General features: G+C 57.2%; 23 protein-coding genes and 1 pseudogene. 17 read left to right on the top strand and 7 right to left on the bottom strand.

Features of this window, described 5'->3' with window-relative positions; genetic code table 11:
* Window positions 1-36 precede the first annotated feature (36 nt).
* From ACM6I0_RS04465 to ACM6I0_RS04435, 7 genes are all read left to right on the top strand, one after another.
* Complete coding sequence (locus tag ACM6I0_RS04465; protein ID WP_285435391.1) at window positions 37-447, top strand: hypothetical protein; 411 nt, start codon at window positions 37-39, stop codon at window positions 445-447.
* Between the two features lies 1 nt (window position 448).
* Window positions 449-775, top strand: a complete 327-nt coding sequence (locus ACM6I0_RS04460) for a hypothetical protein (protein ID WP_285435390.1) — start codon at window positions 449-451, stop codon at window positions 773-775.
* Window positions 776-799: 24 nt separating this feature from the next.
* Window positions 800-1,537: a DUF4123 domain-containing protein gene (locus ACM6I0_RS04455; RefSeq protein WP_414921566.1), complete on the top strand. Its 738-nt coding sequence runs from the start codon at window positions 800-802 to the stop codon at window positions 1,535-1,537.
* The gene (locus ACM6I0_RS04450) at window positions 1,537-6,237 is read left to right on the top strand and encodes an RHS repeat-associated core domain-containing protein (protein ID WP_414921565.1); all 4,701 of its coding nucleotides are present in this window, start codon (window positions 1,537-1,539) and stop codon (window positions 6,235-6,237) included. Before ACM6I0_RS04455 ends, ACM6I0_RS04450 begins: the two co-directional genes overlap by 1 nt.
* A complete protein-coding gene (locus tag ACM6I0_RS04445) occupies window positions 6,234-6,623 on the top strand; it encodes a hypothetical protein (protein ID WP_285435386.1) in 390 nt (129 codons plus the stop codon). Before ACM6I0_RS04450 ends, ACM6I0_RS04445 begins: the two co-directional genes overlap by 4 nt.
* A gap of 839 nt (window positions 6,624-7,462) precedes the next feature.
* Window positions 7,463-7,783, top strand: a complete 321-nt coding sequence (locus ACM6I0_RS04440; RefSeq protein ID WP_414921564.1) for a hypothetical protein — start codon at window positions 7,463-7,465, stop codon at window positions 7,781-7,783.
* Window positions 7,784-8,403: 620 nt separating this feature from the next.
* Complete coding sequence (locus tag ACM6I0_RS04435; RefSeq protein ID WP_414921563.1) at window positions 8,404-8,793, top strand: Imm50 family immunity protein; 390 nt, start codon at window positions 8,404-8,406, stop codon at window positions 8,791-8,793.
* 573 nt (window positions 8,794-9,366) lie between these two features.
* Here the strand turns inward: ACM6I0_RS04435 and ACM6I0_RS04430 are convergent.
* The 7 genes from ACM6I0_RS04430 to ACM6I0_RS04400 all read right to left on the bottom strand — a co-directional run bounded on the left by ACM6I0_RS04430 (window position 9,367) and on the right by ACM6I0_RS04400 (window position 16,556).
* Window positions 9,367-9,945 (bottom strand): hypothetical protein, encoded by a 579-nt coding sequence (locus tag ACM6I0_RS04430; protein WP_414921562.1) that lies wholly within the window; start codon window positions 9,943-9,945, stop codon window positions 9,367-9,369.
* A gap of 86 nt (window positions 9,946-10,031) precedes the next feature.
* Complete coding sequence (locus tag ACM6I0_RS04425) at window positions 10,032-10,196, bottom strand: hypothetical protein (protein ID WP_414921561.1); 165 nt, start codon at window positions 10,194-10,196, stop codon at window positions 10,032-10,034.
* A gap of 11 nt (window positions 10,197-10,207) precedes the next feature.
* Entirely contained in the window at window positions 10,208-10,450 is a 243-nt protein-coding gene (locus ACM6I0_RS04420; RefSeq protein ID WP_414921560.1) for a hypothetical protein, read from the bottom strand.
* A 62-nt stretch (window positions 10,451-10,512) separates the two neighbouring features.
* Window positions 10,513-11,580 (bottom strand): lipocalin-like domain-containing protein, encoded by a 1,068-nt coding sequence (locus ACM6I0_RS04415; RefSeq protein ID WP_414921559.1) that lies wholly within the window; start codon window positions 11,578-11,580, stop codon window positions 10,513-10,515.
* A complete protein-coding gene (locus ACM6I0_RS04410) occupies window positions 11,570-14,041 on the bottom strand; it encodes an ABC transporter permease (protein WP_414921615.1) in 2,472 nt (823 codons plus the stop codon). The genes ACM6I0_RS04415 and ACM6I0_RS04410 overlap by 11 nt, the downstream gene beginning before the upstream one ends.
* Window position 14,042: 1 nt before the next feature.
* On the bottom strand, window positions 14,043-14,711 hold the full coding sequence (locus ACM6I0_RS04405; protein ID WP_285435379.1) for an ABC transporter ATP-binding protein: 669 nt from the start codon (window positions 14,709-14,711) through the stop codon (window positions 14,043-14,045).
* 147 nt (window positions 14,712-14,858) lie between these two features.
* Complete coding sequence (locus ACM6I0_RS04400) at window positions 14,859-16,556, bottom strand: sulfatase-like hydrolase/transferase (protein WP_414921558.1); 1,698 nt, start codon at window positions 16,554-16,556, stop codon at window positions 14,859-14,861.
* A 388-nt stretch (window positions 16,557-16,944) separates the two neighbouring features.
* Between ACM6I0_RS04400 and ACM6I0_RS04395 the strand changes: the two are divergent.
* The 10 genes and pseudogenes from ACM6I0_RS04395 to ACM6I0_RS04350 form a co-directional block, all read left to right on the top strand.
* Window positions 16,945-17,127 (top strand): annotated as a pseudogene (locus ACM6I0_RS04395) (UDP-glucose 6-dehydrogenase); the annotation flags it as partial.
* A 95-nt stretch (window positions 17,128-17,222) separates the two neighbouring features.
* On the top strand, window positions 17,223-18,281 hold the full coding sequence (locus tag ACM6I0_RS04390) for an NAD-dependent epimerase (RefSeq protein WP_414921557.1): 1,059 nt from the start codon (window positions 17,223-17,225) through the stop codon (window positions 18,279-18,281).
* On the top strand, window positions 18,278-19,024 hold the full coding sequence (locus tag ACM6I0_RS04385; RefSeq protein ID WP_285435376.1) for a sugar transferase: 747 nt from the start codon (window positions 18,278-18,280) through the stop codon (window positions 19,022-19,024). Before ACM6I0_RS04390 ends, ACM6I0_RS04385 begins: the two co-directional genes overlap by 4 nt.
* Window positions 19,025-19,672, top strand: coding sequence for a CpsD/CapB family tyrosine-protein kinase (locus ACM6I0_RS04380; RefSeq protein WP_090182736.1), 648 nt, complete (start codon window positions 19,025-19,027; stop codon window positions 19,670-19,672). It begins immediately after the preceding gene.
* A gap of 22 nt (window positions 19,673-19,694) precedes the next feature.
* Window positions 19,695-20,729, top strand: coding sequence for a polysaccharide biosynthesis/export family protein (locus tag ACM6I0_RS04375; RefSeq protein WP_285435374.1), 1,035 nt, complete (start codon window positions 19,695-19,697; stop codon window positions 20,727-20,729).
* A 17-nt stretch (window positions 20,730-20,746) separates the two neighbouring features.
* Entirely contained in the window at window positions 20,747-22,339 is a 1,593-nt protein-coding gene (locus tag ACM6I0_RS04370; protein WP_259154204.1) for a GumC family protein, read from the top strand.
* Window positions 22,336-23,424, top strand: a complete 1,089-nt coding sequence (locus ACM6I0_RS04365) for a glycosyltransferase family 4 protein (protein WP_285435371.1) — start codon at window positions 22,336-22,338, stop codon at window positions 23,422-23,424. The genes ACM6I0_RS04370 and ACM6I0_RS04365 overlap by 4 nt, the downstream gene beginning before the upstream one ends.
* Window positions 23,421-24,788 (top strand): O-antigen ligase family protein, encoded by a 1,368-nt coding sequence (locus tag ACM6I0_RS04360; protein ID WP_285435369.1) that lies wholly within the window; start codon window positions 23,421-23,423, stop codon window positions 24,786-24,788. Before ACM6I0_RS04365 ends, ACM6I0_RS04360 begins: the two co-directional genes overlap by 4 nt.
* The gene (locus ACM6I0_RS04355) at window positions 24,785-25,753 is read left to right on the top strand and encodes a glycosyltransferase (RefSeq protein WP_414921556.1); all 969 of its coding nucleotides are present in this window, start codon (window positions 24,785-24,787) and stop codon (window positions 25,751-25,753) included. Before ACM6I0_RS04360 ends, ACM6I0_RS04355 begins: the two co-directional genes overlap by 4 nt.
* Complete coding sequence (locus ACM6I0_RS04350; protein WP_414921555.1) at window positions 25,746-26,882, top strand: glycosyltransferase family 2 protein; 1,137 nt, start codon at window positions 25,746-25,748, stop codon at window positions 26,880-26,882. The genes ACM6I0_RS04355 and ACM6I0_RS04350 overlap by 8 nt, the downstream gene beginning before the upstream one ends.

Below are 26,882 nucleotides of genomic sequence, written 5' to 3'. Positions count from 1 at the left end.
TCCGCAACGTACCGTCCCCCGGAAAGAGCTTATTTAATGCACTGGGCGTGGAAAATCTTTAAGACGGGCTTCGATCCACAGCAAGTTCCCAGTTATCCGGGTGACGTTATAAAAATCAAATGGGCACACGTTTCCGCGTCCGGCGCTTATGACCAACAGGCCTCTGTACAAGGTGCCAGGGCCATGGTGAATGGCTACGGAATCAGTGGACTTAACGTCGCCCCGGCGCTCAATTCCAGGCATACGCAGAAACTGGCGATTGACATGAACATCAGTTGGACCGGGACCTTAGCGATTAATAACGCCTCTGGAACGACCGTCAGTATAAGCTCGGCCCCCAAAACCGGAATGAACAATGAGCTTCATACCGTCGGTGCCTCTTATGGCGTAATCAAATTCGTTGGGGGAAGTAGTGACAAACCTCACTGGTCAAATGACGGGCATTAAAATGCACAAAATAACGCCTTATTTGTTACTTGCTGCACTGACCTTGCCGTTGATTTCTTGCGCAGCGGAAAGCGATGGCTCAGTACCGACAGACGTCTCCAGCTACATCCAAAGCAGAGACAACTGTGACTCTCTACGCGGCGATATTCCTGAACCGGATCCTGCCGATCCAGGGAATCTCGATCGAGTCATCAGCGATATCAATAAATACTGCAAGGGTACGGACCAGAAGCTGAAGCAGCTGAAAGAAAAATACTCTGGAAACGAAAGCGTTGAGAAGTTGCTCTCCACTTACGAAGAAAATATTGAAGCTGACATGAGTTTTTAGATTCACTCATCAAGGACGACAGTTGTGACATCTGAAAACATCACCCCACAGATATGGCTATCCGAATCCCCCCTGAGTTCGGGGGACCGTCTGTACCTGATCGTCAGCGCCGCCAGCGATGCCGAAGCGCTCAAGACGCTTTATCAGAACGATCCCACGACTCAGGCGACGCCAATCTGGGGGGGCACCCCCTACGCGGGCTGGCAACAGGTCATGCCCTACCTCGTCGAGTTGAATCCCAACTCCGGTTTTCTGCAATGGATTGCCGAGACGGATGCGCAGGACTGGGGTTGGCTGGCGGTTTCAACCAGCTCGCCCGATGTGGTGTTCGAACACCTTCGCAGCCTGACCCAAGTGCGCATGCCCGACGGCACCGAAGTGTTTTTCCGGTTCTGGGATGGGCGGCATATTTATCCGATTCTGGAAGGATTGGGTGATGCGGCGGGTGAAGTGCTGCCGGTGTTTGATCGGTATCTGATTAATGGGAAACGGTTGGACGTTGGGCCGCGAGTGGTGCCGAAGGCGAAGGATTGGCCTTGGTGGGAGGTGCCGAAGGAGTTGCTTGATGGCTTGGCGAAGAAGAACCCGTCAACCCTGGTCGGCAACCTGATGCAGTGGCTGGAAGTTGAACGTCCAGACCTCTACGCCGCTTACCCCGAGAGCAACCTGAAGCTGAAAATCGCACGTTTCGTGCGCCGCCCGGATGCCCCGAAAAACCTTAATGAAGCACTGTTAAACCACCTGATTCTGGAGCAAGGCTGATGGATCGCGTTGCCTACGTTGATAACCAACTGAGTACGTTCAAGGACAGCTTGAAGCTGTATCAGGAACAAACCAAAACCTGGTACGCGAAAGTCGCCGATAAAGGCAGCCGCGCCGCCGACCTGCCCTCCCTGCTTGGCATGGAACGAGTGATTAAGGTTGGCAACACCAGCAAATCAGTGAGCACGACTGACGGTGACTTCACCTCAAACGTCGCCCAGTGTCCGCTCAAGGGGCCGTTGCTGATCGAGAGCAAATTCGAATCGGTTTACGACATCCCGTTAGGCGATATCGAAGTCGAAATCGTTGCGGTTGAAGGCGGCGCGATCAGCAAGGTCAAGCTGGATGCTCAAGGCAAAGCGGCCTGGACAGGTGGTGTTCCGGGCAAGTTCTACAAGATCCGCGTTCACAACGAAGTGACACCGGCGCAGATCGATACGCTATTCAATTCCTACGGTGGTCTCACCGCCGACCTGGAAGGTTTCCTGCGTAAGGAGTGGGCCGGTTTCAAACCGCAATGGTCAAATGTGTCGGCTTCCGGTACCGCGATGGCTGTCGGCAACGGCATCCTTGAAGGCGGCTGGGAAGCGATAAAAGGCGTCTGGGACGGCATCAGTCTGGTGCTGGATATCCTGCAAGACCCTGGCAAGTTTGCGAAAGACCTTGGTGCCGGCACTCAGAAACTGATCGATCTCGCCAAACAAACGCCCGACGTCATGAAAAAGGCCATGTTGCTGGCCAGCGACGAGGCCGCCCTGTTCCTGATGGTGCGCAGCGCCGTTATCTGGCTGGCGGGCCTGCCGCCGATGAAGATGGCTGGCGACGTCGCAAAAATGACCACGGCGGCGGTCGTCGGAATCGCCATCGACATCGTCATCTCGATCGTGCTGACCATCGCAGCGGAAGGCACTGGCGTCATTTACCTCGCGGCACGGTTGAAGAAGTACGGCGAAATCATCATCAAGGCAGTGACAGGCTTTGTGGAGTCGGTGTTCAAGATCATCAAAGGCTTCATGGAATACGTCACGAAATACACGGCGGTTGCGGCGCGTGGTGTGACGGCTCAGGTGAAGAGTGGTTTGGCGCAGTTGCGGTTTGACGGGAAGAAAAACGCGAAACTGGGCAAGAGCAAAGTCGGTGATGACGTTTCCAGACAAGCAAAGACGCCTGCCAACCAGAGCGCCGAGCCTGCCGCGAAAACCTGTACCGACAAATGTCCCGTTTCGATGGTCACTGGCGAAGAGTTGTTGACGTTGAGCGATGGCCAACTCGACGGTCTGCTGCCGTTTGAGTGGACACGCCTGTACCGAACCAGCGCCGTGGAGATCGATTGCGGTTTGGGTTACGGCTGGAGCCATGCGCTGGCACACCGGATCGAAATCAACGGTGACGAAGTCATCTGGACCGACCACGAAAACCGTGCCACGCCGTTCCCGCTGCCGAGCCAACAACGCCCCGCTATTACCAACAGCCTGTCTCGGGCTGCGATTTTCATCGGTGACGATCCGTCGGAGCTTGTTCTGGCGCAGGCCGGAAACCGCCCCTCGTTCTACCACTTCCGCTTCAACAGCAAAGGCGCAACCTTGATTGCCATCAGCGATAGCTATGGCAACCGGTTGCACATCACTCGTGATATCCATGGGCGGATAAAGCGCCTCGACAACGGTGCCGGTCGCGCCCTCCTCCTGCGTTATGACCGCAAGCACATTGTCGCCGTCGACTATCAACAGTTCCTTCCGGCAGACAATCTGGAAGACGCCTGGAACACCGTCCAGACGTTGGTTACCTATAGCTATGACGAGCAGCATCGCCTGATCGAAGCGAAAAACGCGGCCGGTGAAGCCGAACGCTATCGCTACAACGATCAACACGTGATTCTTGAACGGCAACTGGCGGGTGGCGCCAGTTTCTTCTGGGAGTGGGAGAACGAAGGCAAACTGGCGCGTTGCGTTCATCACTGGGCGAGTTTCTCGCAGATGGAAGCGCACTACGTCTGGGACGATAAAGGCAGCGTGACCGTTACCAACGCCGATGGCAGCGAAGAGGTTTACACCCACGACGATAAGGCGCGGTTGGTCAGCAAAATCGACCCCGATGGCGCTGAACACCTCAAGGCCTATGACGAAAAAGGCCAACTGATCGCGGAAAAAGATCCGTTGGGCGCTGTGACCGAATACCGGTACGACGAAGACGGCTTGATGACGGCCGTTATTCCTCCGGAAGATGAACCTGTCACTTATGAATACAGCAATGGATTCGTCAGTGATGTTCATCGCGGCAAAGCCACGTGGAAATATCAACGCAACAATCAGGGCGACATCACTCAACAGGTCGACCCCGACGGCAACGCCACCCTCTACAGCTACGACCGTCAGGGCCGTCTGCTGGAAATCCGCCACCCCGATGGCAGCCGCCATCAATTAGGCTGGAACAACCTCGGTCAACTGCTGGAAGAAAGCCTGCCCGACGGCGGCCAGCGCAAATATCGTTACGACGCCTTGGGCAGGCAGATCACCCGCCAGGAAGAAACCGGCGCGATCACCCACTATCAATGGGACGCCGCCAATCGCCTCGCACTGGTCACCCTGCCAGGCGGCGCTACCCGAGCGTTCACCTACAACGCCTACGGCAAAGTCACCGCCGAGCGCGATGAATTGGGTCGCATCACCCGCTACGAATATGCCGATGGCCTACACCTCGTCAGCCGACGGATCAACCCGGACGGCAGCCAGTTGCGCTACCGCTACGACAATTCACGCTTGTTGTTGACCGAGATCGAAAACGAACGTGGCGAGCAGTATCACCTTGATTACTACGCCAACGGCCTGATCCAGCAGGAAACCGGATTCGACGGTCGTCGCACGGCTTATGAATACGACCTCAACGGTCAGTTGCTGAAGAAAACCGAATTCGGTGATGACGGCAGCGAACTGATTACCGCATACCAACGCGACGCCGCTGGCCGCTTGCTGGTGAAAACCCTGGCCGATGGTGAGGAAATTCACTACAGCTACGACGCCTTTGGCCGCCTCGTAAACGTCGATGACGGCAACTGGCCGCTCGCCTACGAATACGACTTGCAGGATCGCCTCATCACCGAACACCAAGGCTGGGGCACTCTGCGCTACGAATACGACACGGTCGGTCAACTCAAACACTGCCGCCTGCCGGACGGCAGCAAACTCGATTACCACCATCAACGCGGCGGTCAACTAAGCAGCATCGACCTCAACGGTTCGCGCCTGACCACCCACCAGTTCAGCGCCGGTCAGGAACTACAGCGCCAACAAGGCCTGTTGCTGAGCCAATACCAATACGACGACCAAGGCCGCCTGCAAGCACACAGCGTCAGCCAGAAAGATCGCAACTTATTCCGCCGTCGTTACGCCTACGACGCCAATGGCAACCTCGCCGGCATCGATGACAGCCGCAAAGGCAACCGCAGCTTCCACTACGATCCACTTGATCGTCTGATCAACGTTCGCGGCAGCACCCCGGAAAGCTTCGCCCACGACCCGGCCGGCAACTTGCTGGGCCAAGGAGATCAACCCGCCGCGAACCTGGCCAACGTCAAAGGCAACCGCCTGCTGATGCAGGGCGACCGCCACTACGACTACGACGCCTACGGCAACCTGACCCGCGAACGTCGCGGCACCGGGCAGAAACTCGTCACCGAATACCGCTACGACTGCCAACACCGCTTGATCGGCGCCAGCCTGCCGGGTGGCAGCGTTGCGACCTACAAATACGACGCCTTCGGCCGCCGCATCGAAAAAACCGTCGACGGCAGCACTACTGAATTCCTGTGGCAAGGTGAACGCCTGATCGCCGAAAGTGCAGACAACCGCTATCGCACTTACATCTATGAGCCGGGCAGCTTCCGTCCATTGGCGATGCTCGACGGTGAAGGCCCACTGAAAGCCACGCCGTTTTACTACCAACTCGACCACCTTGGTACGCCGCAGGAACTCACCGATTACAGCGGCGAGATCATGTGGTCGGCCAAGTATCGCGCCTACGGCAACCTCGCCGCCCTCGACGTGGCTGAAATCGACAACCCGTTGCGCTTTCAGGGGCAGTACTTCGACGCGGAGACGGGCTTACATTACAACCGGCATCGCTACTACAATCCGGGGACCGGGCGGTTTTTGACGCCGGATCCGATCAAGCTTGCGGGTGGGTTGAACAACTACCAGTACGTGCCTAACCCTACGGGGTGGGTGGATCCGTTGGGGTTGAATGGGTGTCCTGGCGCCGGGGGCAGCCAAGATCCTACGGTAAATCCTGCAGGTAAAGCTAAGGTTGATACTAAGGAGCCACCAGCGCCCGAGGTTAGTTGGTCTAGCCCGACCGTCAAGAGAGCTTCCGATCAACTCGATCGAGGTGCAAAAGATGTTACTGTCAATAATAGAGCCGAGGCTGAAGAGCTCTTCAGAGGTAGGTACGTCGGAGAGGGTTATAGAAATGCCGAAGAATTTAACTCAGTAACTGCTAAAGACTATTTTTCCACTCCGCAAGGGAAAGAGTCGTACTACCACTGGGATGACACCCTAGTATCCAACATTGAAACCAGAAAAGTCTACATGGCAAACCATAGCCCTACAGATCCGCACGCAGCACTACCTCATTTGCAACTTCATCCTAAAGACGGCAAAGTAATCCGCATTTACTGGCCGAATTCATTCGAGGGGCAAAAATGAACAACCAAAAGCTTATCCCACGAAGTGTTTGGTATGGCCTTGACGGCAAGGGTTACGATTCGATTGCACAAGAATTAGCATCTGAAGACCCACTGTTACGTAAATGGGCTGCGATATACGCAATTTATAAATATGATTTTTCCTCGATCGACCCTTTTCGCTACTATGACTTTATAAACAACGCAAAAAGCTCCCGGTATGCAATGATCATATTCTCTATTCCAGTTGAAACTATCAATACTAGCGATGGCATAGATGACCGCGACATCAAAATATTAAATTATGAAAAAATGAATTCAGAAGAAGAAATCAATAGCCTTTTAGAAACATACCGGATAGATCCAGCGCTTTTCACTCCTCCTTGGCGTTGTGAATACCCATTGTAATTATTTGGAATAAATGTGCAAAAGTGGATACTGGAGTGGACTTATTTCCATAACAAAAAATAAATCTGCCCCTTTTTTTGTCAAAAAAAAAAAAAAAAAAAACGAAGAAAAACTAAAAAAAGGAAATGTAGATAAAATGGTACGGATTTATTCTCACAACAGAAACAAACCCCCCTCTTTTTTGTATCTATTGGCCTAACCTTTCGCGGGACAATAATGAACAAGCCAAAAATCATACCAAGGAAAGTCTGGCATGGTCTTGAAAGCAAATCTTATCTTGAGATTGCACAGGAATTGCCGGATACAAACAATCTATTGCGCAAGTGGATTGCCATATATGCGGCGTATCAAATCGACTTTATAAATCGATGCCCAACTCGATTGTTCTACGATTTCTTAGAAAGCGCAAAAGACTCCAATTATGTCGCCGTCGAATTCAGCATTCCACGGCACGTACTTGAAACCAGAGACAGCATTGACGATAGTGACATTACAATATCCAAATGTGTGACTCTTAAAACCGAAGAAGACATTAATAGATTTCTTCAACAAAACAGTATTGATCCAGAGTTATTCATTCCGCCTTGGACATGCGAATACCCGCTAGACTAAGAATACCCAAAGGATGGATTTATTTTTCACTACAGAAAATAAACTCGTCCAGAGGAATCCCCACAAATCTACCGCAACGTCTGAGCTTGTTGATGCACCTCGGTTCGCAATGCGTGATCAAGTCTCTCCAAGGCTTTTCGAAAGTTCGAGCTGCGTCCGCTGCTCCAGCATTCGAATCCCAGCCGCCCCGAAGCAAGTTCAAAAATACATGGAAAAGACCAAATAACATGAATTCCACATTAAAATATAAACTACAGCCAATTCGGGTACCAAGCGGCTGGACAATTACAATCAATAATTTATTTGAAGTAGAGCTTACTAAAGAAACTGCAGAATGGTTCAGCAGCTCAGTTCTTCTAGGAGGAGTTAGAAGAAGTACTGGTCATTGCTTTGACGCCAGGGTTGAGCCCGAGGGGGATCCAGACGGGGAATTTATTATTGAATTTCTAACAATTAAATATGACCAAATAGGTCTGCCAGTAAAAAAATCCGAGGTTTTTTTAGGAGACTTCAAAACAAAGAACAAAGAACAAAGAGGAATTTATTGAGAAAATTGAATCCTATATGCTTAAGAATTGACACCACGATAGAGCAACACCTGCATATTTTTTACCAAACTTTCCTGCTATTGATCACTTACACTACAACTACACTCCCACGGAATATGAAAATCTCGAAAATATCGCCCGGACCAGTTTAATGGACAAATATGAGCAATAAGAAAACCATCCCGCGAAAAGTTTGGTGGGGGCTGAAAGCGAATTCTTATACGGAAATCGCGCAAGAACTCCCTGCAAATTACGAGTACTTGCGCAGGTGGGTGGCCATATACGCGGTATACCACTTGAAATTCGTGGATAGATACCCCGGAGAACGCTATTACAATTTTTTGGAAGATTCAAAAAACTCAAAATTTGTCGCAATAGAATTTACCATTCCCAAGCACATACTTGAAACAAGAGATAGTATTGGTAGCAGCGACACCACAATCATAAAGTGTCAAACACTGGAGTCTGAAGAGGACATAAATGTCTTTCTTCAGCAGAACAACATAAACCCAGAACTGTTCACACCACCTTGGACTTGTGAATATCCGCTAGACTGAAACCGGCAAACGGGCGTCCCTTGTTTCTTTCTTTTTTGCGTGTCTTAAATGAGTAAATAAAAGATGTGGACTTCTTTAATATCCGACAAAAGTCAATGGATTTCTGTTTTCGGGGATAAATACACACCTAAAAGTCTTAACATCTCTTACGCGATCTTCAAGGACAACTCTATAACACTTAAGGTGTACGCTCCCATAGAAGAAAATACATGTCCAGAAAAATGGCTACGCAACGGGCACAACGAGTATGAATTTGAGATATTATTGAACGAAATAAGCGATGTCAAAATTTCAAATTTTAGCTTTTATGGCCCCATACATATAGAAGTCAATAACAATGAAACCTACAATGACATACATATAGAAATCAATAGTTATTGCACACTTGACTGCGTGGCGAAAAGAATTTTTATGACAAATATAAAAGCTTACTACAATGACAACTCAGCCTAATTATATAGCCAAAAATTGGACGAATTTATTTTCGCAACAGAAAACGGCGAGTGCTTCACCAACGAGCGAACGGGATAGCTCAGGACAGATACACCACCGCCAACACCGCTACGTGCCTCACACAAATGACAGCCCTTCCCCTACCACACATCCACGCGCCCGAATCAGTCCCCCCAAATACAAAAAAACAAATTATCACCCCAACACAATAACCACCCCGATTATCGACTAACCGGTCAGCTTTTTGATTGATGGCTTTTTTGTGCAGAAAAACAAGATCAAACGACAGGCACATACCGCGCCCCAAGAAGGTGTTCGCCCAGTGTAATGGCCTTGGCAATCCATGCACCGGTAAAGAGCCCTGCCACTGGGCGAACGGGAAGCATTTTAATAGAAGTTACGGAAGTTGTCCGCACACATAATCATGAATTTTATCGATACAACTTTTATTAAATGTCGTTCCAAATATTATTTACAAACTTTCCAAACCCACCAGTTCGACCATTAAAACTGATTGTTCTTATACAAAAAATCTGTACAAGAACAATCAATCTCTAGAGCTAATACTCAACTTCAGTGTTTGCTGGTCACTTTCAGTGTGTCGGTGTAGGTCACGATGACACTCTGGCCAACTTTCAGGTCTTTCAATTTCTCTTGTATTTCGGGTCTTACGACATCAACGGTTTTGGACTGGCCGGCGGGGTTTTGGAAGGTGACCTTGTGTTTCTTCACATCTATTTTGGTGATTTTCAGCTGGACTCGTACCTGACGGTAGGCTTCGCCGCCCGGGTTGTCGCTGCCTGGGGCGGCGCGGGCTTCGCCGGCGCGTTCGACGGTGCCTGGCAGGCCTTTGTCGATATCGGTGTCGAGGGAGGCCGCGATGGAGCGGGTGACTTTGACGTTAACTTGATCGCCGACTTTCAGCTTGCCGAGATTTTTTGCCTTGTCCGTCAGTTGCACATGAACCTGATTGCCTTCAGGTCCTTCCAGGACGACTTGGTGGGCGGCAGCGTCGACCGAGACCACTTTGGTGGTGACTTGATCTGCCTCCACAACGGCAGATAGCGGGATCTCCGCCGCCATGGCGCTGAGGCTGGCGGTGGACAGCAGGGTTGCCAGGGTGATGGCTTTGGTCAGTGCGTGGAGTTTCATAGGCGATACATTCCCTGTGATGGATGGCAGCAGACGGCTCTGGCCCTTGGGTCAGTGCTGTCTGTGCAAATCAGCATAGACGCTGATCAGGGCGTGTTCGCAGTTTCTTGCGCGGTGGATTCGCCGCTTTCTGTGCCTTTGCCGCTGTCCCTGCGTCGGGTCGGGTCGGTGGGGCGCAGGGCGTCGTTGTCGCGTTCGACTTCGCCCGGTGGGCGTGGTTCGTCGGGGTGTTCTGTCTCGGTGGGGTTCATGGCGGATCTCCTCAGGCGTCGGGATCGTCAACCTCTTGGGCGACATTCACGTCGGGCGAGTCTTTGTGGGATTGTTCGGCCTTGGCCTTCAAGGCCTGCCACTGTCCGAGGTCGATGGCGCCCTGCCCCAGCAAGTCATCGGCCACCCGCAGCAATTCGCTGTAATGGGCGTCGGGGGATTGCTGCCAGTAGGCCTTGTCTTCGAACAGGCGCTGCCAGGCATCAAGGTCAGGTGGTTTGAGGTCTTCGCTCATGACGGGCTCCAGTGGACAGGTTTCTAAACGTAGGAGGCTGTCGCCCGAGCGAGAGTTCCGCCTCAATATCCGGTCATTTCAAGGTAGCCCGTGCCACCGCTGAATTGCACCGGGCCTTCCCAATACGGAATGCGCAAATCCATCCACGCCTTGGGATTGAGGGCATTGATGGTGATATCGAGGTGTTTGCCGGGGATTTTGATCGACCAGCGTACCGGCATCGAACGTCCGGCAACGTTGGCGGTGTCTTGCGGGGTAAGGATGATGTCGTCGGCGTGCAGCAATTCTGTTTGGCCCTGGGCGTCGATCCAGGTGCCGGTCAGGTAAGGCGCGCCGTCCTTTTGCCGCATGCGGTAGAGCATCACCTGTTCGCCGCTGTCCAGGTGCAGGGAGAACCAGTCCCAACCGGTTTGATTGGCGGTCAGCGGCTGGCTGCTCCACTCGCGGTCGAGCCAGGCCGGGCCGCTGACTTGATAGGTCTTGCCGTCAATGACCAACGCGCCACTGGCCTGAAAAAACGGCTGACTGTAGTAGTACGACGCCTGTCCTTGTTCGGATTTTTGACTGAAGCCCTTATCCCCTTGAAGCACCAGCGGACGTGTCGATGTGAGCCGCAATTGATAGCTGAAATCCTTGTCCCGGGCACTCAGCTGCAGATCCGCCAAGGCATCGGAACCTTGGCTGCTGAACTGCCAATCATCGATCCACGCATTAAAGGGCGCGACACTCACCCCCGCCTGACCAACGCCGCCACGGGCATAACGTTCGGCCGCGTGATGGACCGTCGCCGAAGTCACCGCCGCATGCCCCAGCCAAATGGTCTGATTGCCCCACCCTGGCTGCTCCGTAACGGCCTTCAGCGCGCTGCGAAACAACGTCCATTGCACGCCGAACTCGCGGCCCTGCTCATCCTTGAGGTTGGCCGTGACGTACCACCATTCAATGCGAAAGCCGTCATGCGGCCCATGATCCGCCGGGAAGCTGAAGACCCGACCGGGCACCACGGGGGTGAATACCGAAGCCTCGCCACCGAGGCCGGCAAAACCTTTCTCGGCGGGCACCGGGTTATCGCAGCCGCTCAACAACGCCACTAACCATGTCAGTAACAACAAGCCGACCTTAATCCTCATGCGCAAAGGTCCTCAGCAGGTCCGCCGGTTGCGTGCGATACAGCGAATACAGCGGCCACGCCGACGCCAGCAACGTCGCGAGCAATGCCAGCCCCATCAATTGCAACAACTGCAGCGGAAACACCCGCAGTGGCAGTCGCCAGCCAAACGCCTGCACGTTGATCACCGCATCCAGGCACCACGCCAACGCGATGCCCAACGGCAACGCCAGCACCAGCGTCAGCACCGCCAGCAGCCAGGTTTGCCCGAGGTTGAGCAGCATCAATTGCCGCCGGGTCACGCCCAGTGCCCACAACGGCGCGAGTTGTCCGAGGCGGCTCTGGCTCTGGGTCAGCAGGCTGATGAACAGCGCCACGCCGGCAACCGCCAGGGTCAGGCTGTTGAGCGCGGCGGTGGCGGCGAAGGTGCGTTCGAACACTTGCGTGGACCAACCCTTGAGCCGTGCCTGATCAACAATGCGACTGTCGTCCAGGGCGAAGCGTGACTGCAGCGTTTTCAGGAACCCGGGGATCAACGCCGGTTCGATGCGTAAGTTGAAACGATTGGGCGTGAGTTGCGGCCAGCCGCGCAGCAGGTGATCGACGTTCGCCAGGATGTGGCCTTTGGGATTGCCGTAGTCGGCGTAGATCCCGACGATCCGTGGCGACCACGGCCCGCCCGATGTTGGGATGGTCAGGTGATCGCCCAGATGCACTTTCAAGCGCCGCGCCAGTTGCTCGCTGAGCATCACCGCATCGTCCTTGGCCAAGTGATCCCACGGATTGTCGTCCAAAGACTCCAGCAACGGCCAATGCTGGCGATAGGTCGGGTGATCGATTACCCCGAAAAGATCCGCCGGCCAGCCCTGCAACTGGATCGACACCTGCCAGTTGGGCAGTACGGCGGTCAGTGAAGGCTGCTGTTTGAGCCAGGTGTTCAGCTCTCGGGACTGGGACGGGTTCAGCGGGTTGATGTAGAGCTCGGCGGTCAGCCGTTGTTCGAGCCAGTCGCTGAAGGTCTGACGGAATCCGGCGGTCATGCTGCCGGCACCAATGTTTGCCGCCAGCGCCAACAGCAACGCCATCAGGGCCAGGCTCAGCGCGGGCAATTGCTGGCGGCAATCGGCGACGAACCATTGACCGAGCACCGAGTGGCTGCGGCTCAACGCCAGGTTTAAAAAGGCATTGAGCACCACCGGCAGGGCCAGTGCCGCGCCGATCAATAACGCTGCCATCAGCACAAATCCGCTGGCCAGACTGTCACCCCAGATCAAGGCGCTGAGTGCGATGACTGCGGCAATTGATGCGACCCATCCCTGGCGGCGCAACCAGCGCGCGTGAGCCTGATGCCAGGCTTGCGGATCGGCCAGCGCCAGCAACGGCAGACGCGCCGCCCGCAACAGACTATTGGCCCCGGCCAGCAACGCACCGAGCACACTCAGGCCGACACCGCTGAACCACCACCAGGGACTGAGGCTCAACTGCCCCGCCACTTCGGCGCCATACAAACCGCGCAGGCTGGCGGCGACGTCCGGCAGCAACACGCTGGCCAACAGATAACCGCTGACGACGCCGGCGAGGCCGCCGATCAACGCCAGCGCACCTAATTCGACGGCGAGGCCCGCGATCAACAGGCGTGCGCTGACACCACAGGCGCGCAGCGTTCTGAGCAGTCCTCGGCGTTGCTCCAGCGCCAGACCGATGGCCGCGTGAACGATGAACAAGCCGACCACGAAGGACAGAAACCCCAAGGCATCGAGGTTCAGGTGAAAGCTCTCGGTCAGGCGCGAAAGGTTGTTTTCTTCACCGCTGGTTTTGAGCTGCAACAGCCCCTTGTATTTATCAGGTAATGCCGCGTTGAAATCCTTCGGCAACAGCAGGCGTGAGAGTTGATCCGGCAGGCCCAGAATCTGCTGGGCGAAGCCGATGTCCACCAACAGCACGCCGGGCGCCATGTCGGTTTGCACATGAAGCGGCGGCATTGCCGCACCACTCACGCTCACGGGCTGATCGCCTTCGTGCAAGCCCAGCGCCTGCAAGCTTTGCGGGGAAATCCAGGTGCTGCCCGGCGGACTGAAAAACGCCACGATCTGCTCAATGGCCAACGCCCGCCCCGCCACGGCAGACCCGGCCGGCAGCGACACCGGTTCGATGCCCATCAGTTGCAATCGCTGATCTTCGTGGCCCTTCAGGATCAATCGGCCTTGCAGCACCGGCGACACCGGCCAACCGGCCCGCCGCAAATCCACAAACAGCGCCTGAGGAAAAGTCCCGCCGCCCGGCGCACTGAGGCTGGCTTGCGGCTCGCCACCGATCAATTGACTGGCCCGCGCGTAACTTTCCCGCGCCTGGCTGTTCAACGCCTGCACACCGGTCAGCAGACTGGTGGCGAGCCAGAGCCCGGTCAGCACACTGAAAAACTGCACCGGATGCTGTCGCCAATGGCTCAGTAGCGCCCGCAGCGTCTCACCAAAAACGCGCACCTCAGCGCTCGTCCGCGCCAGCCAGACGGCCATGGTGCAACACCACTTTTTCCGCCAGCCGTGCAGCCACGCGGGGGCTGTGTGTGACCATCAACAAGGTGGTCGGGCTGTCGTCGAGCAGTTCCAGCAACAACTTCAAGACTTCATCGCTGGTGGCTTCATCGAGACTGCCGGTGGGTTCATCGGCCAGCAGCAGTTTCGGTTGTGATGCCAGGGCGCGGCCCAGTGCGACGCGCTGTTGTTGGCCGCCGGACAATTGCTCGGGATAGCGCCGCAGCAACTCGCCCAATCCCAGTCGCTGCACCAGGTGAGCCTGCCAGCGCGGATCATGCCGTCCTGCCAGACGCGCCTGAAACGCCAGGTTGTCCTCGACGCGCAGGCTGCCGATCAGGTTGAACTGCTGAAACACCAGGCCGATTTCGGTTCGCCGCCAGTTCGCCAGTTGCCCTTCGTTCATCTGGTCCAACCGATGTTCACCGCTGCGGATGCTGCCCTGATCGACCTTGTCCAGCCCGGCGATCAAGTGCAGCAGCGTGCTTTTGCCGCTGCCCGATTCGCCCATCAGTGCCAGGCTGCTGCCGGGTTTCAGCGTGAGGTCGATGCCTTGCAGCACTGGCAAAGGACCTTGCGCAGTGGCGTAGCTTTTGAAGACGCCTTGGACCGAAAGCATGTGGGGAGGCTCGCTGAAGTCAGTGCGCCTAGGATAGCGGACAGCACTGGCACCGCGTTATCGTTCTTCGCGAGCAGGCTCGTTCCCACAGGGTTTTGTCGACGCGAGCCTGCGCGTGGCGCTCAGACGATGAGGTCGATCAGAACCTCACTCCCCCGCCGCCACACTCGTCGGCGCCTGCGACGGCGTCACAATGCTGTTCAGATCAATATGCTTCCACTCAGGCTTGGCCCCCAGCCGCGCATTGAACCGATAGTTGAAGGTGAACTCGTCTGCGGTCGGCACGCTCAACGGTTTGCCATAAACTGCCTCCACCCCCGCCAGGTCATACCCCATCAACTGCAACAGCGTCGGGAAGATGTTGTAGTGACTGGAGCGATCCTTGTTCGCGACCAGCGACTTCTGCCAGTCGAGGGTGCGCAACTGATCACCTTGAATCACCACCAACGGCACCAGTCCTTCCTCCTCTACCGGGTCACCGCCGCAATGCGTGTTCAATCCGGGATTGCCTCGTTCATGCAGGTCCTGCCCATGGTCGGAGGTGTAGATCAGCAACGCATTGCGCATGTCCGCCTGGGCGAACACCCGTGAGAAAAACTCCCCGACGTTCCACAGCACGGTGTTCTTGTAGGCGTTGCGATACAGCATCCAATCATCCGGCTGGCCATTGAAACCATCGCGTTTGCCGGTGTCCGCAACCTCGACAAACTGCCCTCGCGGCAACGTCGGACGGTAAGCCATGAACGCGTCCGGATATTTATCGTGCACCGGGAAATGCGCGCCGACCTTGTTGATCACCACCAGCTCCGGTTTGCCGTCATTGAGCAAGTCGATCAGCTTTGCCGCCGCCGCCATGTCGCGATCGCGCACGCTGGTCTGGTCGAATTGCACAAACTCGTCGATGTCCTTTTTCTCGGTCTCGCTCATCAGGTTCTGCAGGTTGCCACCAGTGCGCTGGGCGTCGATGTATACGGTGCGAAGGCCAGCCTTCTTGGCGTACTGCCAGATCGACGGCTGTGTGGTGTTGATGCGCATGTAGTCGGCGCGGGTGCCGCCATAGCGCAATGTGACGTTGGTGTCGGCGCTGCAATTGGCGATGGAGGCGGCATAACCGTAATTGAAGATCTCGACGCCAGGGCGCGGTTCCTTGAGATTGCTGTGCACACCGAACGGTGCATTGATGTCCAGGTAGTTGCCGGAAATGCTCTCGTCGATGACCAGCACAATATCGTGATCCACCGCCTGCCCATTGCGCGCCAGGCTCACCGGCTCACGCGGGCCAACGGTGTTGTGCAGGGCTTCATAGGTAAACAGATTCAGATACGCCAACGGCGTGTACATGATCGGCAGGCCACGGGCGCCCTCGCCCGCTCGCACAAATAACACCGCACTGAGCAGCAACACCCCAAGCACCGGCGCTGCAACCAGCAATGCGCCCGGCAGTGGCATCCGCCGACGCGGCTTGAGCCCGATGCCGAACAGCAGCAGCAAGCCGCCGACCACCCCGCTGATGAGTGCGTCACGATACTGATACGCCGCGTCCTGGATGAACCCGGCGGAATACACCAGCGACACGAAACTGCTGTAGGTCAGGTAATCGGCCGTGACCCGCGTATAGACGTCGAAAAAAACTGCCGAGACGAACATCACCAAGGCAAACAGGTGGCGAACCAGCGTCTGGCGGATGTAAGCGGTCATGAACAGCGCCACTGTCAGCACGACAAACATCGCACCAAACAGCACGACCGCGAAGCCAACCCCCATTGCACTAAGGCGTTCCAGGTAATAGTCGTAATTCTTGAGCAAATAAAGAACTAACAGCAGTTCTTTTAAGTATCGAATCATAGTTTTTCCGGTGCTCGCGCCAGGTCGTTGGCCAATAGATTGTCAGCCATTTTTTGACACTAGCACCGGGCCATCAAAGCGCAAGAAATGTCGGACTTTTCTAAAAAGCGTCAAAAAAACGTTGACTCAAATCTGACACACTCTATTGGCTACAACCCACGTGTTTCATGCCCTACGACCGTTTATCGTTTTCTTGTAAATGTAAAAAACCCGTCAAAACCGCGGCAAATCCAGCTGCGGCAAGCACTTGATGGCAAAACGCCCCAAAAATGGGTCTGTTATAGCAGCGCAACATGTCATTTTGCTGACACGTTTTCCCAATGCTGGGCTATACCCCTTTTGACAGTCTTATTTCCGATCTTTCCACCGTCTTACGAGGCACGCCAATATGGACGTGAGCGTATTTGGTACGGGCTACGTTGGCCCGATAAAAGCAGAGGCACTGACCGATGTCGGGCACCGTGTCCTGTGTGTCGATATCGATCCCGACACGATCAGGCAACTGCAACAAACCGTGCCAACGATCAGCGAACCAGGGCTGTCCGGTACGCTGGCAGAGAACATAAAGGCTGATCACAACCCGTACAACCCGGAACAGGTTGCGGCGGCCGGCTTGCACTACAGCGACATTGGTCTTCGGCACCTCGCTCCCGAGGCGCTGCGACCATGAAGATACTTGTCACCGGAGCCGCCGGCTTCATTGGTGCCCATTGCGTATTGCGACTGATGCGCGACGGCCACGACGTGTGCGGCCTCGACAACTACAACGACTACTACGACCCGCAACTCAAACACGACCGTGTGCGTTGGGTGCGGGAGCAGGCCGGCCATTTCCAGCTCGCAACGGTTGACCTGGCCGACGGTCCGGCCATCGAAGCCCTGTTTGTCCGTGAAAAACCCGAAGTAGTGATTCACCTCGCGGCCCAGGCCGGGGTGCGTTACTCCCTGGAAAACCCTCGGGCTTACCTCGACAGCAACCTGAACGGTTTCCTCAATATTCTCGAAAGCTGCCGCAACCACCCGGTCAAGCACCTGATCTACGCCTCTTCCAGCTCGGTGTACGGCGCCAACCAGCACACCCCTTATTCGGTGAAGGACGGCGTCAACCACCCGTTGTCGTTGTACGCCGCCACCAAGAAAGCCAATGAACTGATGGCCCACAGTTACAGCCACCTGTTTGGCGTTCCTTGCACAGGCCTGCGTTTTTTCACCGTGTATGGGCCCTGGGGCCGGCCGGACATGTCGCCCATCCAGTTCGCCCGGGCCATTGCCGAAGGCAAGCCACTGAAGTTGTTCAACTACGGCGAGCATCAGCGCGACTTCACCTACATCGACGACATCATCGAAAGCATCGCTCGCCTGATCGATCGCCCACCGCTGGCCAATGCGCAATGGGACCGTGAACAACCGGATCCAGCCAGCAGCATGGCGCCGTGGCGGATTTTCAATATCGGCGGCCAACACCCGGTTGAGCTCAAGCATTACCTGGCGCTGCTGGAGAAACACCTTGGACAAAGCGCCATCGTCGAGTTGCTGCCCCTGCAACCGGGCGATGTGCTCAACACCTCTGCCGATGCCAGCGACCTGGCCGAGGCAACCGGATTTCAGCCTTGTATCGAGCTGGATGAAGGACTCAGGCGCTTCGTCGCCTGGTTCTGCGATTACTACTCACTGCCTGTCGCCCATGCGCCGCTTGCGGCTGATCTTCAGCGGAGGACTCTATGACTGGACTAGAAAAAGGTGTGCCGATCAACCAGATGCGCCGAGACAAGCGCCTGGACCCCGAGCACCGAATGCGCCTCGACACAGCGATCCACATGCAGGGTCGCGGCTGGATGACCGGTCGCGATGGTGGTCGGCCCTGGACGCTGTCGCGCACCAACCGGGTCGTCGCCTGCATCGGCGCGTTGATGATTCTGCTGCTGCTCTCCCCTTTGTTGCTGGGCCTGGCACTGGCGATCAAGTTCAGCAGCCCGGGGCCGGTGATGTTCGTACAGAAACGCACCGGTTACCGCGGCCGTAAATTCGGCATGTACAAGTTTCGCACCATGGTGGCCAACGCCGAGGAGCTCAAGGAGTCCCTGCGTCACCTGAACAAACACGGTGCCGACGCCATCGACTTCAAAATCGACAAGGACCCGCGCATCACCGGTATCGGCGGCTTCCTGCGGCGCAGTAGCCTGGATGAGCTGCCCAACCTGATCAATGTGGTCATGGGCGACATGCGCCTGGTGGGCCCTCGGCCAACCTCGTTCAACGCCTATCGCTACAAGGACAATCACCTTGCACGCCTGAGCATCTACCCCGGCATGACCGGCCTGTGGCAGATCTCCGGGCGCAGCAATATCGACTTCGACCAGCGCGTTGAGTTGGACCTCAGCTATATCGCCGAGCAGAGCCTCTTGCTTGATCTGAAGATCCTGTTGAAAACCCCCTTCAAAGTATTTAGCGGCCACGGAGCGAGTTAAATGGACGGTTCATCAGCCAAAAGCCTAAGCATCGCCAACCCGAGCGAGTCCAATCTGACTTCGACCGTGCTCGATCAAGATCTGCGGATCCTATTCCTGACCTCCGCCAATCCCGGAGCAGGCACAACGACCAGCGCCCTGGCACTGGCCACCCAACTGGCGCAAATGAGCAGCGGCCAAGTGCTGTTGATCGACGCCAGCCAATCGGCAACCAACCTCACGCAGCAGCTTGGGTTAAGCAAGGAGCGTGGTTTCCGCGACCTGGTGTTCAACACCCAGAGTCCGCCACTGCTGCAAGATTGCGTGCTGCAGGTCGCCAGCCTGCCGTTCCACCTGCTGCCTAACGGCAAATATGTGCGCGGCAACGAACACCTGACCGCCGAACGCCTGGGCCCTCTGCTCGATCAGCTCGGCAGCCAGTACCGCTTTGTGGTGATCGACGGCGACGCGGTGTATTCCGCCGCCGACACCCTGGTCATCAGCACTCAGGTGGACGGCGTGATCATGGTCGTTCGCGCTGAAGACACGCGCTGGGAAGTGGCTCAGGCGGCCGTCCAGCGCTTGACCCAGGCCGGGGCGAAACTGGTCGGCAGCGTGTTCAACCGACGCAAGTACTACATGCCCAAGTGGCTGTACAAAAACCTGTAAGCAATCAGAAAAGGATGACGACATGAACGCCAAAATGCTTGTCCTGCTGTTGCTGCCGCTTGCGCTTGCGGGTTGCTCCAGCACTACCGAAACCCAGCACATGCCGGTGAATATCCTCACGGCCTCACCGGCCAACGCCCAGGCCACCGACATGCCCAAGGTCGAACAGACCTTGAGGCCCCAGGATGTGCTGGACGTGATCTTCCACATCAGCACCAGCGGCTCGGATGCCTACCGCATCCAGTCCGGTGACCAGATCGGCCTGAATTTCACCGCCGCCAGCCAGCTCAACGGCAATCAACTGGTGCTGCCCGACGGCAGCATCGAACTGCCAGGCGCCAACACCTCAGTGAAAATCGCCGGGCTGACCTCCGAACAGGCGCGTGAGGAAATCCAGCGCGCCTATCAGCGCAAGCAGCTGTTCCAGCCCAATCGCAATCAGCTGTCCGTGCAGGTCATCAGCCCGCTGAGCAACGAGTCCAACCTCAAAAGCGCCCTCAACCACCCCGCTACCGGCATGAGCCGGGAGATCACCGTGGGCACCGACGGTTACGCCAGCTTCCCGGAAATCGGCGCCGTGCCGCTGCAAGGCATGACCGTCAATCAACTGGAAACCTTCCTCAATCAACGCTACGCGAATCTGCCAGGACGGATGACCGTCGACGTGATGCTCAAGTCCACCGCCGGCAACGAAATCTATGTGCTGGGCGAAGTCGGCCAACCGGGTTCCTATCCGATCCGCCGGCCGGTCTCGGTGCTTGAGGCGCTGACCCTGGCCCGTGGCAGCAACACCAAGGCGCGGCTCGATTCGGTGATGATCATGCGCCGCAATGGCAACCAGGTGCAGGCCGTGCGCTACGACGTCGAAAAAGCCCTGGCGGGCGATGCGTCGCAGATCGCCTACCTGCAACCGGACGACATGCTGTACGTGCCCAAGACCAAACTGGCCAGCGCCGGTGACCTCGCGCGGCAATTGGCGGATGTGGTGTTGTTCCAGGGCGTGGGCTTTAGCTTCGGCTACCGCGTCGACAACAAAGGCAGCAGTAACAGCAACTAACTCTCAGGTGACCCGACATGAATCCAAAGGAAAACTACCTGCATGAGTTCTTCAGGATCTTCTTCGCCAACAAGCAGTTGGTGAAGCGAGTATTCCTGGTCTTTGCAGTGATCGCCCTGGTCTTGCCGCTGATGCTCAAGCAGAGCTTCGATATCACCGCCCAGGTGATCGTGCAGTCCAAGAAACTTTCGCAGGGGGACGCCACCACATCCCTCACTCAAGACAACGCCACCTTCATTCCGCCTTCGCTGGCGGACATGGAAACCGAGAGCAATATCCTGCGCTCGCCCGCGTTGATTCGGCAGACCATCAGCGAGCTGCGCGACAAGGGCGAGTACACACCGGCCCCCAGCCTGCTCAACAAACTGGTGAGCCAGCCGTTCAAGCGCTTCGTCACCACCCCGATTCGCGAATACGTGATCAATCCGGTGAAATCCGCGTTGGGCATGGAAACCGATCCGGTGCGTGACACGACGCTGGATGCGCTGACCCAGGAAGCCGTCGACAAGCTCAAGATCGAAACCCTGCCGGGCTCCAACGTGATCTCGATCATCTACAGCTTTGGCGATCCGCATCAGGGCACGCAGTTTGTCGCCGCCTTGCTGCAAAACTACCTGGCCAGCCGTCAGGAACTGCAATCGATCGACCTGCCGCAAGCCTTCTATGAAACCAAAAAGCACCAGTATCAGGTGCGTCTTGATGGCCTGGAAGGCACTCGGCTGGCATTGCTCGAAGGCGTCGGCTCGGCGGATCCGAAGGAAGAAATCACCTTCCGCCTCAACGCCATCAACACCGAAGAGCAAGCGCTCAACCTGTACCAGGACCGCCGGTTGCAGAGCCAGCGCTGGCTCGACTACCTGAAAAGCAGCCTGGCTGCGGCGAGCAATTCCAAACTCAACGACTACACCTTCCCCTACACCTTCACCACTACTGTGGACAACGTGGCATTCGAAGACCGCGAGATCAAACAGATGGGTGAGGCGCTGACCACCCAGGTCAGCCGCTATATGAACGACCTGGCAATCTTCCAGCCCGGCAGTGAACCGATGCTGCTGACCCGCGAACAGATTTCCCGTACCCGCCAGCAGTTTTTGAAAGTGGTGAGCAACCGGATTCAGGAACGCACCAACGACCTGGCGATTGTCAGCTCGGTGATCGATCAGAAAACCGCGCGCATCGCCGAGTTCAAGAACCGCATTCACCAGTTGCAGGAAACCCAGAGCAAGCTGCGCCAGATGGACACCGAGATCGACGCCCTGCACGCGGCGTTCTCCACCTACGCCCAGCGCTTCGCCGAAAGCAGCACCGCTCGCTCGCTGGACAACGACCTGTCCAACGCACGGGTGCTCAGCCCACCGTATGAACCGACTGACCCGGCGTTTCCCAAACCGTTCCTGATCATTCCGTTCGGCCTGTTTACCGGTCTGCTGCTGGCCATTGCCCTGGTCTACGTGCGTGAGTTCTTCGATCATCGCTTCAAACACCCTGCGCAAATCACCCATGAACTGGGCTTGCCAGTGCTGTTGGTGATCAACGATCAGAACGTGGAACCGGTCAATCCACATGGCAACTGGTCCGTGCCTAGCCTCGTGCATTGGGTGCGCAATTGAACGCGCCGCTCATCCCTTCCCTGCCGATCATTCATTTGCTCAGCAGCGGCGGCTTCTATGGGGCTGAGCGGATGCTGCTGGACCACTGCCTGGCGACGCCGGGGCAGCACCAAGTGCTGTTTCTCGACGCGCCACCGGAACTGATCGCGCGGTTTCGCCAGGCTGGGGTCGATTGCCAGGGTTGCGCGGGGCTTGGGGAGTTGCTGGCGCATTTGCGCCAGCGCCGGGCCGAACGGCCATTGATCAATACCCACAACTTCAAGGGCCTGCTGTTTGGCTGGGTCGGCGCAACCTTGTTGCGCCTGCCGCTGGTCATCACTCAGCACGGCTTTACCCCGCGCAGTCGCAAGCAGAAGTTCTACACCTGGCTGAGCCTGCAACTGTGCCGCACGGCGTCGGTGAATCGCGTGGTCTGCGTCGCCGAAAGCATTGCCGTGCTGTGCCGCGAGGCCAGTGTCCGCGACGAAAAACTGCAAGTGATTCCCAATGGTTTACCGGCGCCCACCGCACCTCTGGCCCATAGCGTAAATCGCCAGCGTTCGCTGGCCGGTTACGTCGGACGGCTGAGCAGCGAAAAGGGCCCGGACCAGTTTCTCGATGCGCTGATTCCACTGTGTCAGCAATACCCGCAACTGGACGCCGTGATGCTCGGCGACGGCCCGGAACGGGACAGTCTGCTGGCGCGAATCAACGCCGCCGGTTTGCAGGACCGCATTACGCTGCCGGGTTACCAGACGGACATGGCGGTGTGGTGGCGGCGACTCGATGCGCTGGTGATCAGCTCGCGCACCGAAGGCACGCCAATGATTCTGCTTGAAGCGATGCAGGTCGGCGTGCCGGTGGTGGCGTTTGCCGTCGGCGGGATTCCCGACGTGCTGCAAGATCGCCACAACGGCCTGCTGGCGCCACCTGCCGACAGCGCCGCCCTCGCCCATCAGGTCGGCACCTTGCTGACGGAACCGGCACTGGCACGCACGCTGATTGTCAACGCAAGACGTACGCAACTGGATCGCTATGACCTCAAGGCCTTGGCCGAACGCTGGTCGCAGCTTTATATCCGTACAGCACGGGAGGCACGCGCGTGATTTTTCCGCTCTCGATCGTCAGTTTGCTCGGCCTGGTCTGCCTCGCTTTGTTGGCCAGCCCTTATCCGTATCTGGCACCGGGGGCGGTGCTGGGCCTGGTAGGTGTCACGCTGTTTTACCGCAAACCCACCTGGGGTTTGCTCGGGATCGCCGCGCTGGTGCCGTTCGAAGGGTTCTTCAAGGACAGTTCGCTGTCGGGCACCAAGTTCCTCGGTGCGTCACTGGCCGTGATCCTGATGCTGCAACTGGCCATTCACCAGATTCCGTCCGAGCGTCTGCGCAGCAACCTCTGGCGCTACCTGGTCTGGTTCATGGTCTTGTACTTCCTGAGCCTGCTCAATACCGATGACCTGGGCATGTCGTTGGGGCATTTGCGTGAGCTCAGCGTGGGCCTGGTGTTGTTTGTGATCACCCTGCTGATCGGCCGCGAATTGAACCTGGACCTGTTCGCCAAATTCGTCACCCTCAGTGTCACGATGACCTGCATGCTGGCGATGTTCTCCAGCAAGTATCAGGACCAGGGCCGGGCCGCCGGCCTGCTCGAAGACCCGAACGCCTTTGCCATGCTGATCGCTTTCGCGGTCCCACTGGGTCTGTTGCTGGTGGTCCGCAGCCCGAAATTTTTGCACCGGTTGTTCTGGGGCGCTTGCTGCATTTTGCTGTTGGGCGGCATGACCAAGACCGAATCCCGTTCGGGCCTGGTGGTGCTGTTTCTCAGCCTGGTGATCGGCGCCTGGCACTACCGCACCGAGCTGGCGCGTATTCGTCCGCGGCATCTGGGCTTCGCCATGCTTGGCGTGGTGCTGGTGATTCCGCTGGCCATTGCCGTGATGCCGGCCGGTTATGTCGCGCGCATTCAGTCATTGAGCATCTTGAGCGCCGGGGCCAAGAGTCAGGACGAATCCCTGGGCCGCCGCGCTTCGTACATCGTGGTCGGCAGCCAGATGATCCGCGAGAACCCGTTGCTCGGCACCGGGCCCGGGACCTTCCCGCTGCATTACGCCACCACCGGTTACGCCAAGGCTTTCTCCGCCAACCGCAAAGTCGGCGACTTGTACCGCCGCGCCCACAACACCTACCTGGAAATCTTCAGTGAACTGGGGATTCCCGCCGGCCTGTTGTTCGTTGGCATGCTTGCGCTCGGCTTGTACAACCTGATCCGCGCCCGTCGCCTCTGGATGCAGCGAAACAACCGCGAAGAGGCGGACATGATGACGCACCTGGCCATGAGTTTTCTGTCGTTGACGCTGTTCTTGATGTTCCTCAGCGCCCCCAACCAAAAGTACGTGTGGATCATGCTTGCCCTGACCAGCGTGCTGCGATTGAAAGCCGAAGAACGCCCATTTCCGGAGGCCAAGGCATGAGCCGCATCAGTATTGTCATTCCGATGTACAACGAAGCCCGGCACATTGGGAGGACCTTGCTGTCGGCGCAAAAAGCCGCGCATGCCGCCAGTCTCGAGTGCGAACTGATCGTGGTCGACAACGGCTCGCAGGATCAGGGCCCGCACATTGCCCGCCAGTTCGGCGCTCAGGTGCTGGTGCAGCCGGGGTTGCTGATCGGCGCCCTGCGTAATCGCGGGACCGCCATTGCGACCGGCGAATGGCTGGCCTTCATCGACGCCGATATCGAAATGCCCGAGGACTGGCTGATCCGTCTGATCGCACTCGAAGCCAGCGGCCAGGCCGATGTGTTCGGCCTGGACCTGCACACGCCAGCCCAGGCGCCCTGGTACGCCACCGCCTGGCAACGCCGCACCTTGCGCCCTTCTAACCACGCAATTCGCGTGGTGGACTGGTTGCCCAGCTCCAACTTGCTGATGCGTCGGGCCTGGTTCGACAAGGTCCAGGGGTTTGACGAAAAGCTGCGCACCGGCGAGGACAAGGATTTCACCTTGCGCCTGCATCAGGCCGGCGCGCGGTTGCTGGCCACCAATCAAAGCGTTGCCCTGCATTGGGGCTATGAAGCCAATTGGAATGAGTGGATGGGCAAGGAAATGTGGCGTCAGGGCAGTCACCTGCAACTGCTGCGCACCCATGGCGTGAGCCTGCGATTACTGCGCTTCCCGCTGCTCTCGCTCAGCGCCTGGGCACTGGACTTGCTGGCGCTCTCAGCCTTGCTCGACGGCTTCCCCCACCATGCCGCCGTCATGCTGGCGCTGACCAGCGTGCCGGCGCTGGTCATGAGCCTGCGCCAGAGCCACGAGCACCGAAACCCGTTCTTGTCCCTGCAACTCTGGGGCTTGCACTGGGTACGCCTGCACATCGCCGGCGCAGCGTTCATTCTTAGCCTTTGCCAGTGGAATGCCAGGAGACCTGCCCGTGGCTGAATTCATTTTCTGGTTGTGCCTGTTGCTTCCGGTGTATGCCTACCTGGGTTACCCACTGCTGCTGACGTTCCTTGCGCCGTTGTTTGAGGCGCGGCGTCACACGGTGCCGCTGCCGATGAACGTGAGCATCGTCATTGCCGCCCACAACGAGGCGCGGCACATCGAACACAAGCTGCGCACCCTGCTCGCCCAGGACTATGAGCCCACGTCACTGCAGATCATTCTGGCCAGCGACGGCTCGACCGATGACACCGTGGCCTGCGCCCACAAGGTCGTTGACCCGCGCATCACCGTGCTTGACCTGCCCCGCCAGGGCAAGGCCGCGACCCTCAATGCCGGCGTGGCATTGAGCACCGGAGATATCCTGGTGTTCACCGATGCCGACAACCAATGGTCGCGCGACACCCTCGGTCACCTGCTGGCGCCGCTGAGCGACCCGCAGGTCGGCGCCTGCGCCGGGCACATGGTGATCCCGGTCACCGGCGGCGGCCTGAGCATCGGCGACAGCCTTTATCGACACTACGAAGGCTGGCTGCGCCGTGTGGAAAACCGCACCGGCTGCATGGTCTCCGCCGACGGCGCCCTGCTCGCCTTGCGCCGCGAGTTGTTCCAGAACGTGCCGGCCGAGGTCAACGATGACTTCTTCATCAGCACCTGCGCACCGGTGGCGTTCAAACGCATTGTCTATGTACCCGAAGCGCAAGTGATCGACCACGGCGTCGACGAAGCGGACAAGCAATTTCGCCGTCGTCAGCGTGTCACCGTCGGGGGACTGCAAAGCCTGGCCCAACGCAGCGAGCTGCTCAATCCGCTGAAGCATGGCCTGTATTCGATTGCATTGATCAGCCACAAGTTGATTCGCCGGCTGGCGCCGATCCTGTTGTTGCCGCTGCTACTGAGTAATTTCTGGTTGTGGGAAGACCACGGTTTCTATCGGTTGAGCCTGATCGCGCAACTGTTCGGTTACACCGTGGCCATCGCCGGCCTGCTCGATTCGCAACACCGTTTACCCAAACCCTTTCGCCTCGCCGCGTTCCTGTTGGTGACCCTTGTCGGCATGAGTATCGGCTTGTGGCAGTTCCTGCGTGGCCAGCGGTATGCCCAGTGGAATCCCGAGCAAAATCGTTGA

The sequence above is a fragment of the Pseudomonas sp. IT-P294 genome (assembly GCF_949767865.1).
Classification (GTDB): Bacteria; Pseudomonadota; Gammaproteobacteria; order Pseudomonadales; family Pseudomonadaceae; genus Aquipseudomonas.
Note: the sequence above shows the minus strand (reverse complement) of the source record. Positions and strands in the feature narration are given on the sequence as shown.

Excerpts from the sequence above, each read along its gene's own strand:
- ACM6I0_RS04405 (WP_285435379.1), bottom strand. The coding sequence starts at position 14,711 with ATGCTTTCGGTCCAAGGCGTCTTCAAAAGCTACGCCACTGCGCAAGGT.
- ACM6I0_RS04385 (WP_285435376.1), top strand. The coding sequence starts at position 18,278 with ATGACTGGACTAGAAAAAGGTGTGCCGATCAACCAGATGCGCCGAGAC.
- ACM6I0_RS04450 (WP_414921565.1), top strand. The coding sequence starts at position 1,537 with ATGGATCGCGTTGCCTACGTTGATAACCAACTGAGTACGTTCAAGGAC.
- ACM6I0_RS04440 (WP_414921564.1), top strand. The coding sequence starts at position 7,463 with ATGAATTCCACATTAAAATATAAACTACAGCCAATTCGGGTACCAAGC.
- ACM6I0_RS04370 (WP_259154204.1), top strand. The coding sequence starts at position 20,747 with ATGAATCCAAAGGAAAACTACCTGCATGAGTTCTTCAGGATCTTCTTC.
- ACM6I0_RS04415 (WP_414921559.1), bottom strand. The coding sequence starts at position 11,580 with ATGAGGATTAAGGTCGGCTTGTTGTTACTGACATGGTTAGTGGCGTTG.
- ACM6I0_RS04465 (WP_285435391.1), top strand. The coding sequence starts at position 37 with ATGCACTGGGCGTGGAAAATCTTTAAGACGGGCTTCGATCCACAGCAA.
- ACM6I0_RS04435 (WP_414921563.1), top strand. The coding sequence starts at position 8,404 with ATGTGGACTTCTTTAATATCCGACAAAAGTCAATGGATTTCTGTTTTC.
- ACM6I0_RS04390 (WP_414921557.1), top strand. The coding sequence starts at position 17,223 with ATGAAGATACTTGTCACCGGAGCCGCCGGCTTCATTGGTGCCCATTGC.
- ACM6I0_RS04425 (WP_414921561.1), bottom strand. The coding sequence starts at position 10,196 with ATGAACCCCACCGAGACAGAACACCCCGACGAACCACGCCCACCGGGC.
- ACM6I0_RS04445 (WP_285435386.1), top strand. The coding sequence starts at position 6,234 with ATGAACAACCAAAAGCTTATCCCACGAAGTGTTTGGTATGGCCTTGAC.
- ACM6I0_RS04430 (WP_414921562.1), bottom strand. The coding sequence starts at position 9,945 with ATGAAACTCCACGCACTGACCAAAGCCATCACCCTGGCAACCCTGCTG.
- ACM6I0_RS04420 (WP_414921560.1), bottom strand. The coding sequence starts at position 10,450 with ATGAGCGAAGACCTCAAACCACCTGACCTTGATGCCTGGCAGCGCCTG.
- ACM6I0_RS04375 (WP_285435374.1), top strand. The coding sequence starts at position 19,695 with ATGAACGCCAAAATGCTTGTCCTGCTGTTGCTGCCGCTTGCGCTTGCG.
- ACM6I0_RS04380 (WP_090182736.1), top strand. The coding sequence starts at position 19,025 with ATGGACGGTTCATCAGCCAAAAGCCTAAGCATCGCCAACCCGAGCGAG.
- ACM6I0_RS04400 (WP_414921558.1), bottom strand. The coding sequence starts at position 16,556 with ATGATTCGATACTTAAAAGAACTGCTGTTAGTTCTTTATTTGCTCAAG.
- ACM6I0_RS04355 (WP_414921556.1), top strand. The coding sequence starts at position 24,785 with ATGAGCCGCATCAGTATTGTCATTCCGATGTACAACGAAGCCCGGCAC.
- ACM6I0_RS04460 (WP_285435390.1), top strand. The coding sequence starts at position 449 with ATGCACAAAATAACGCCTTATTTGTTACTTGCTGCACTGACCTTGCCG.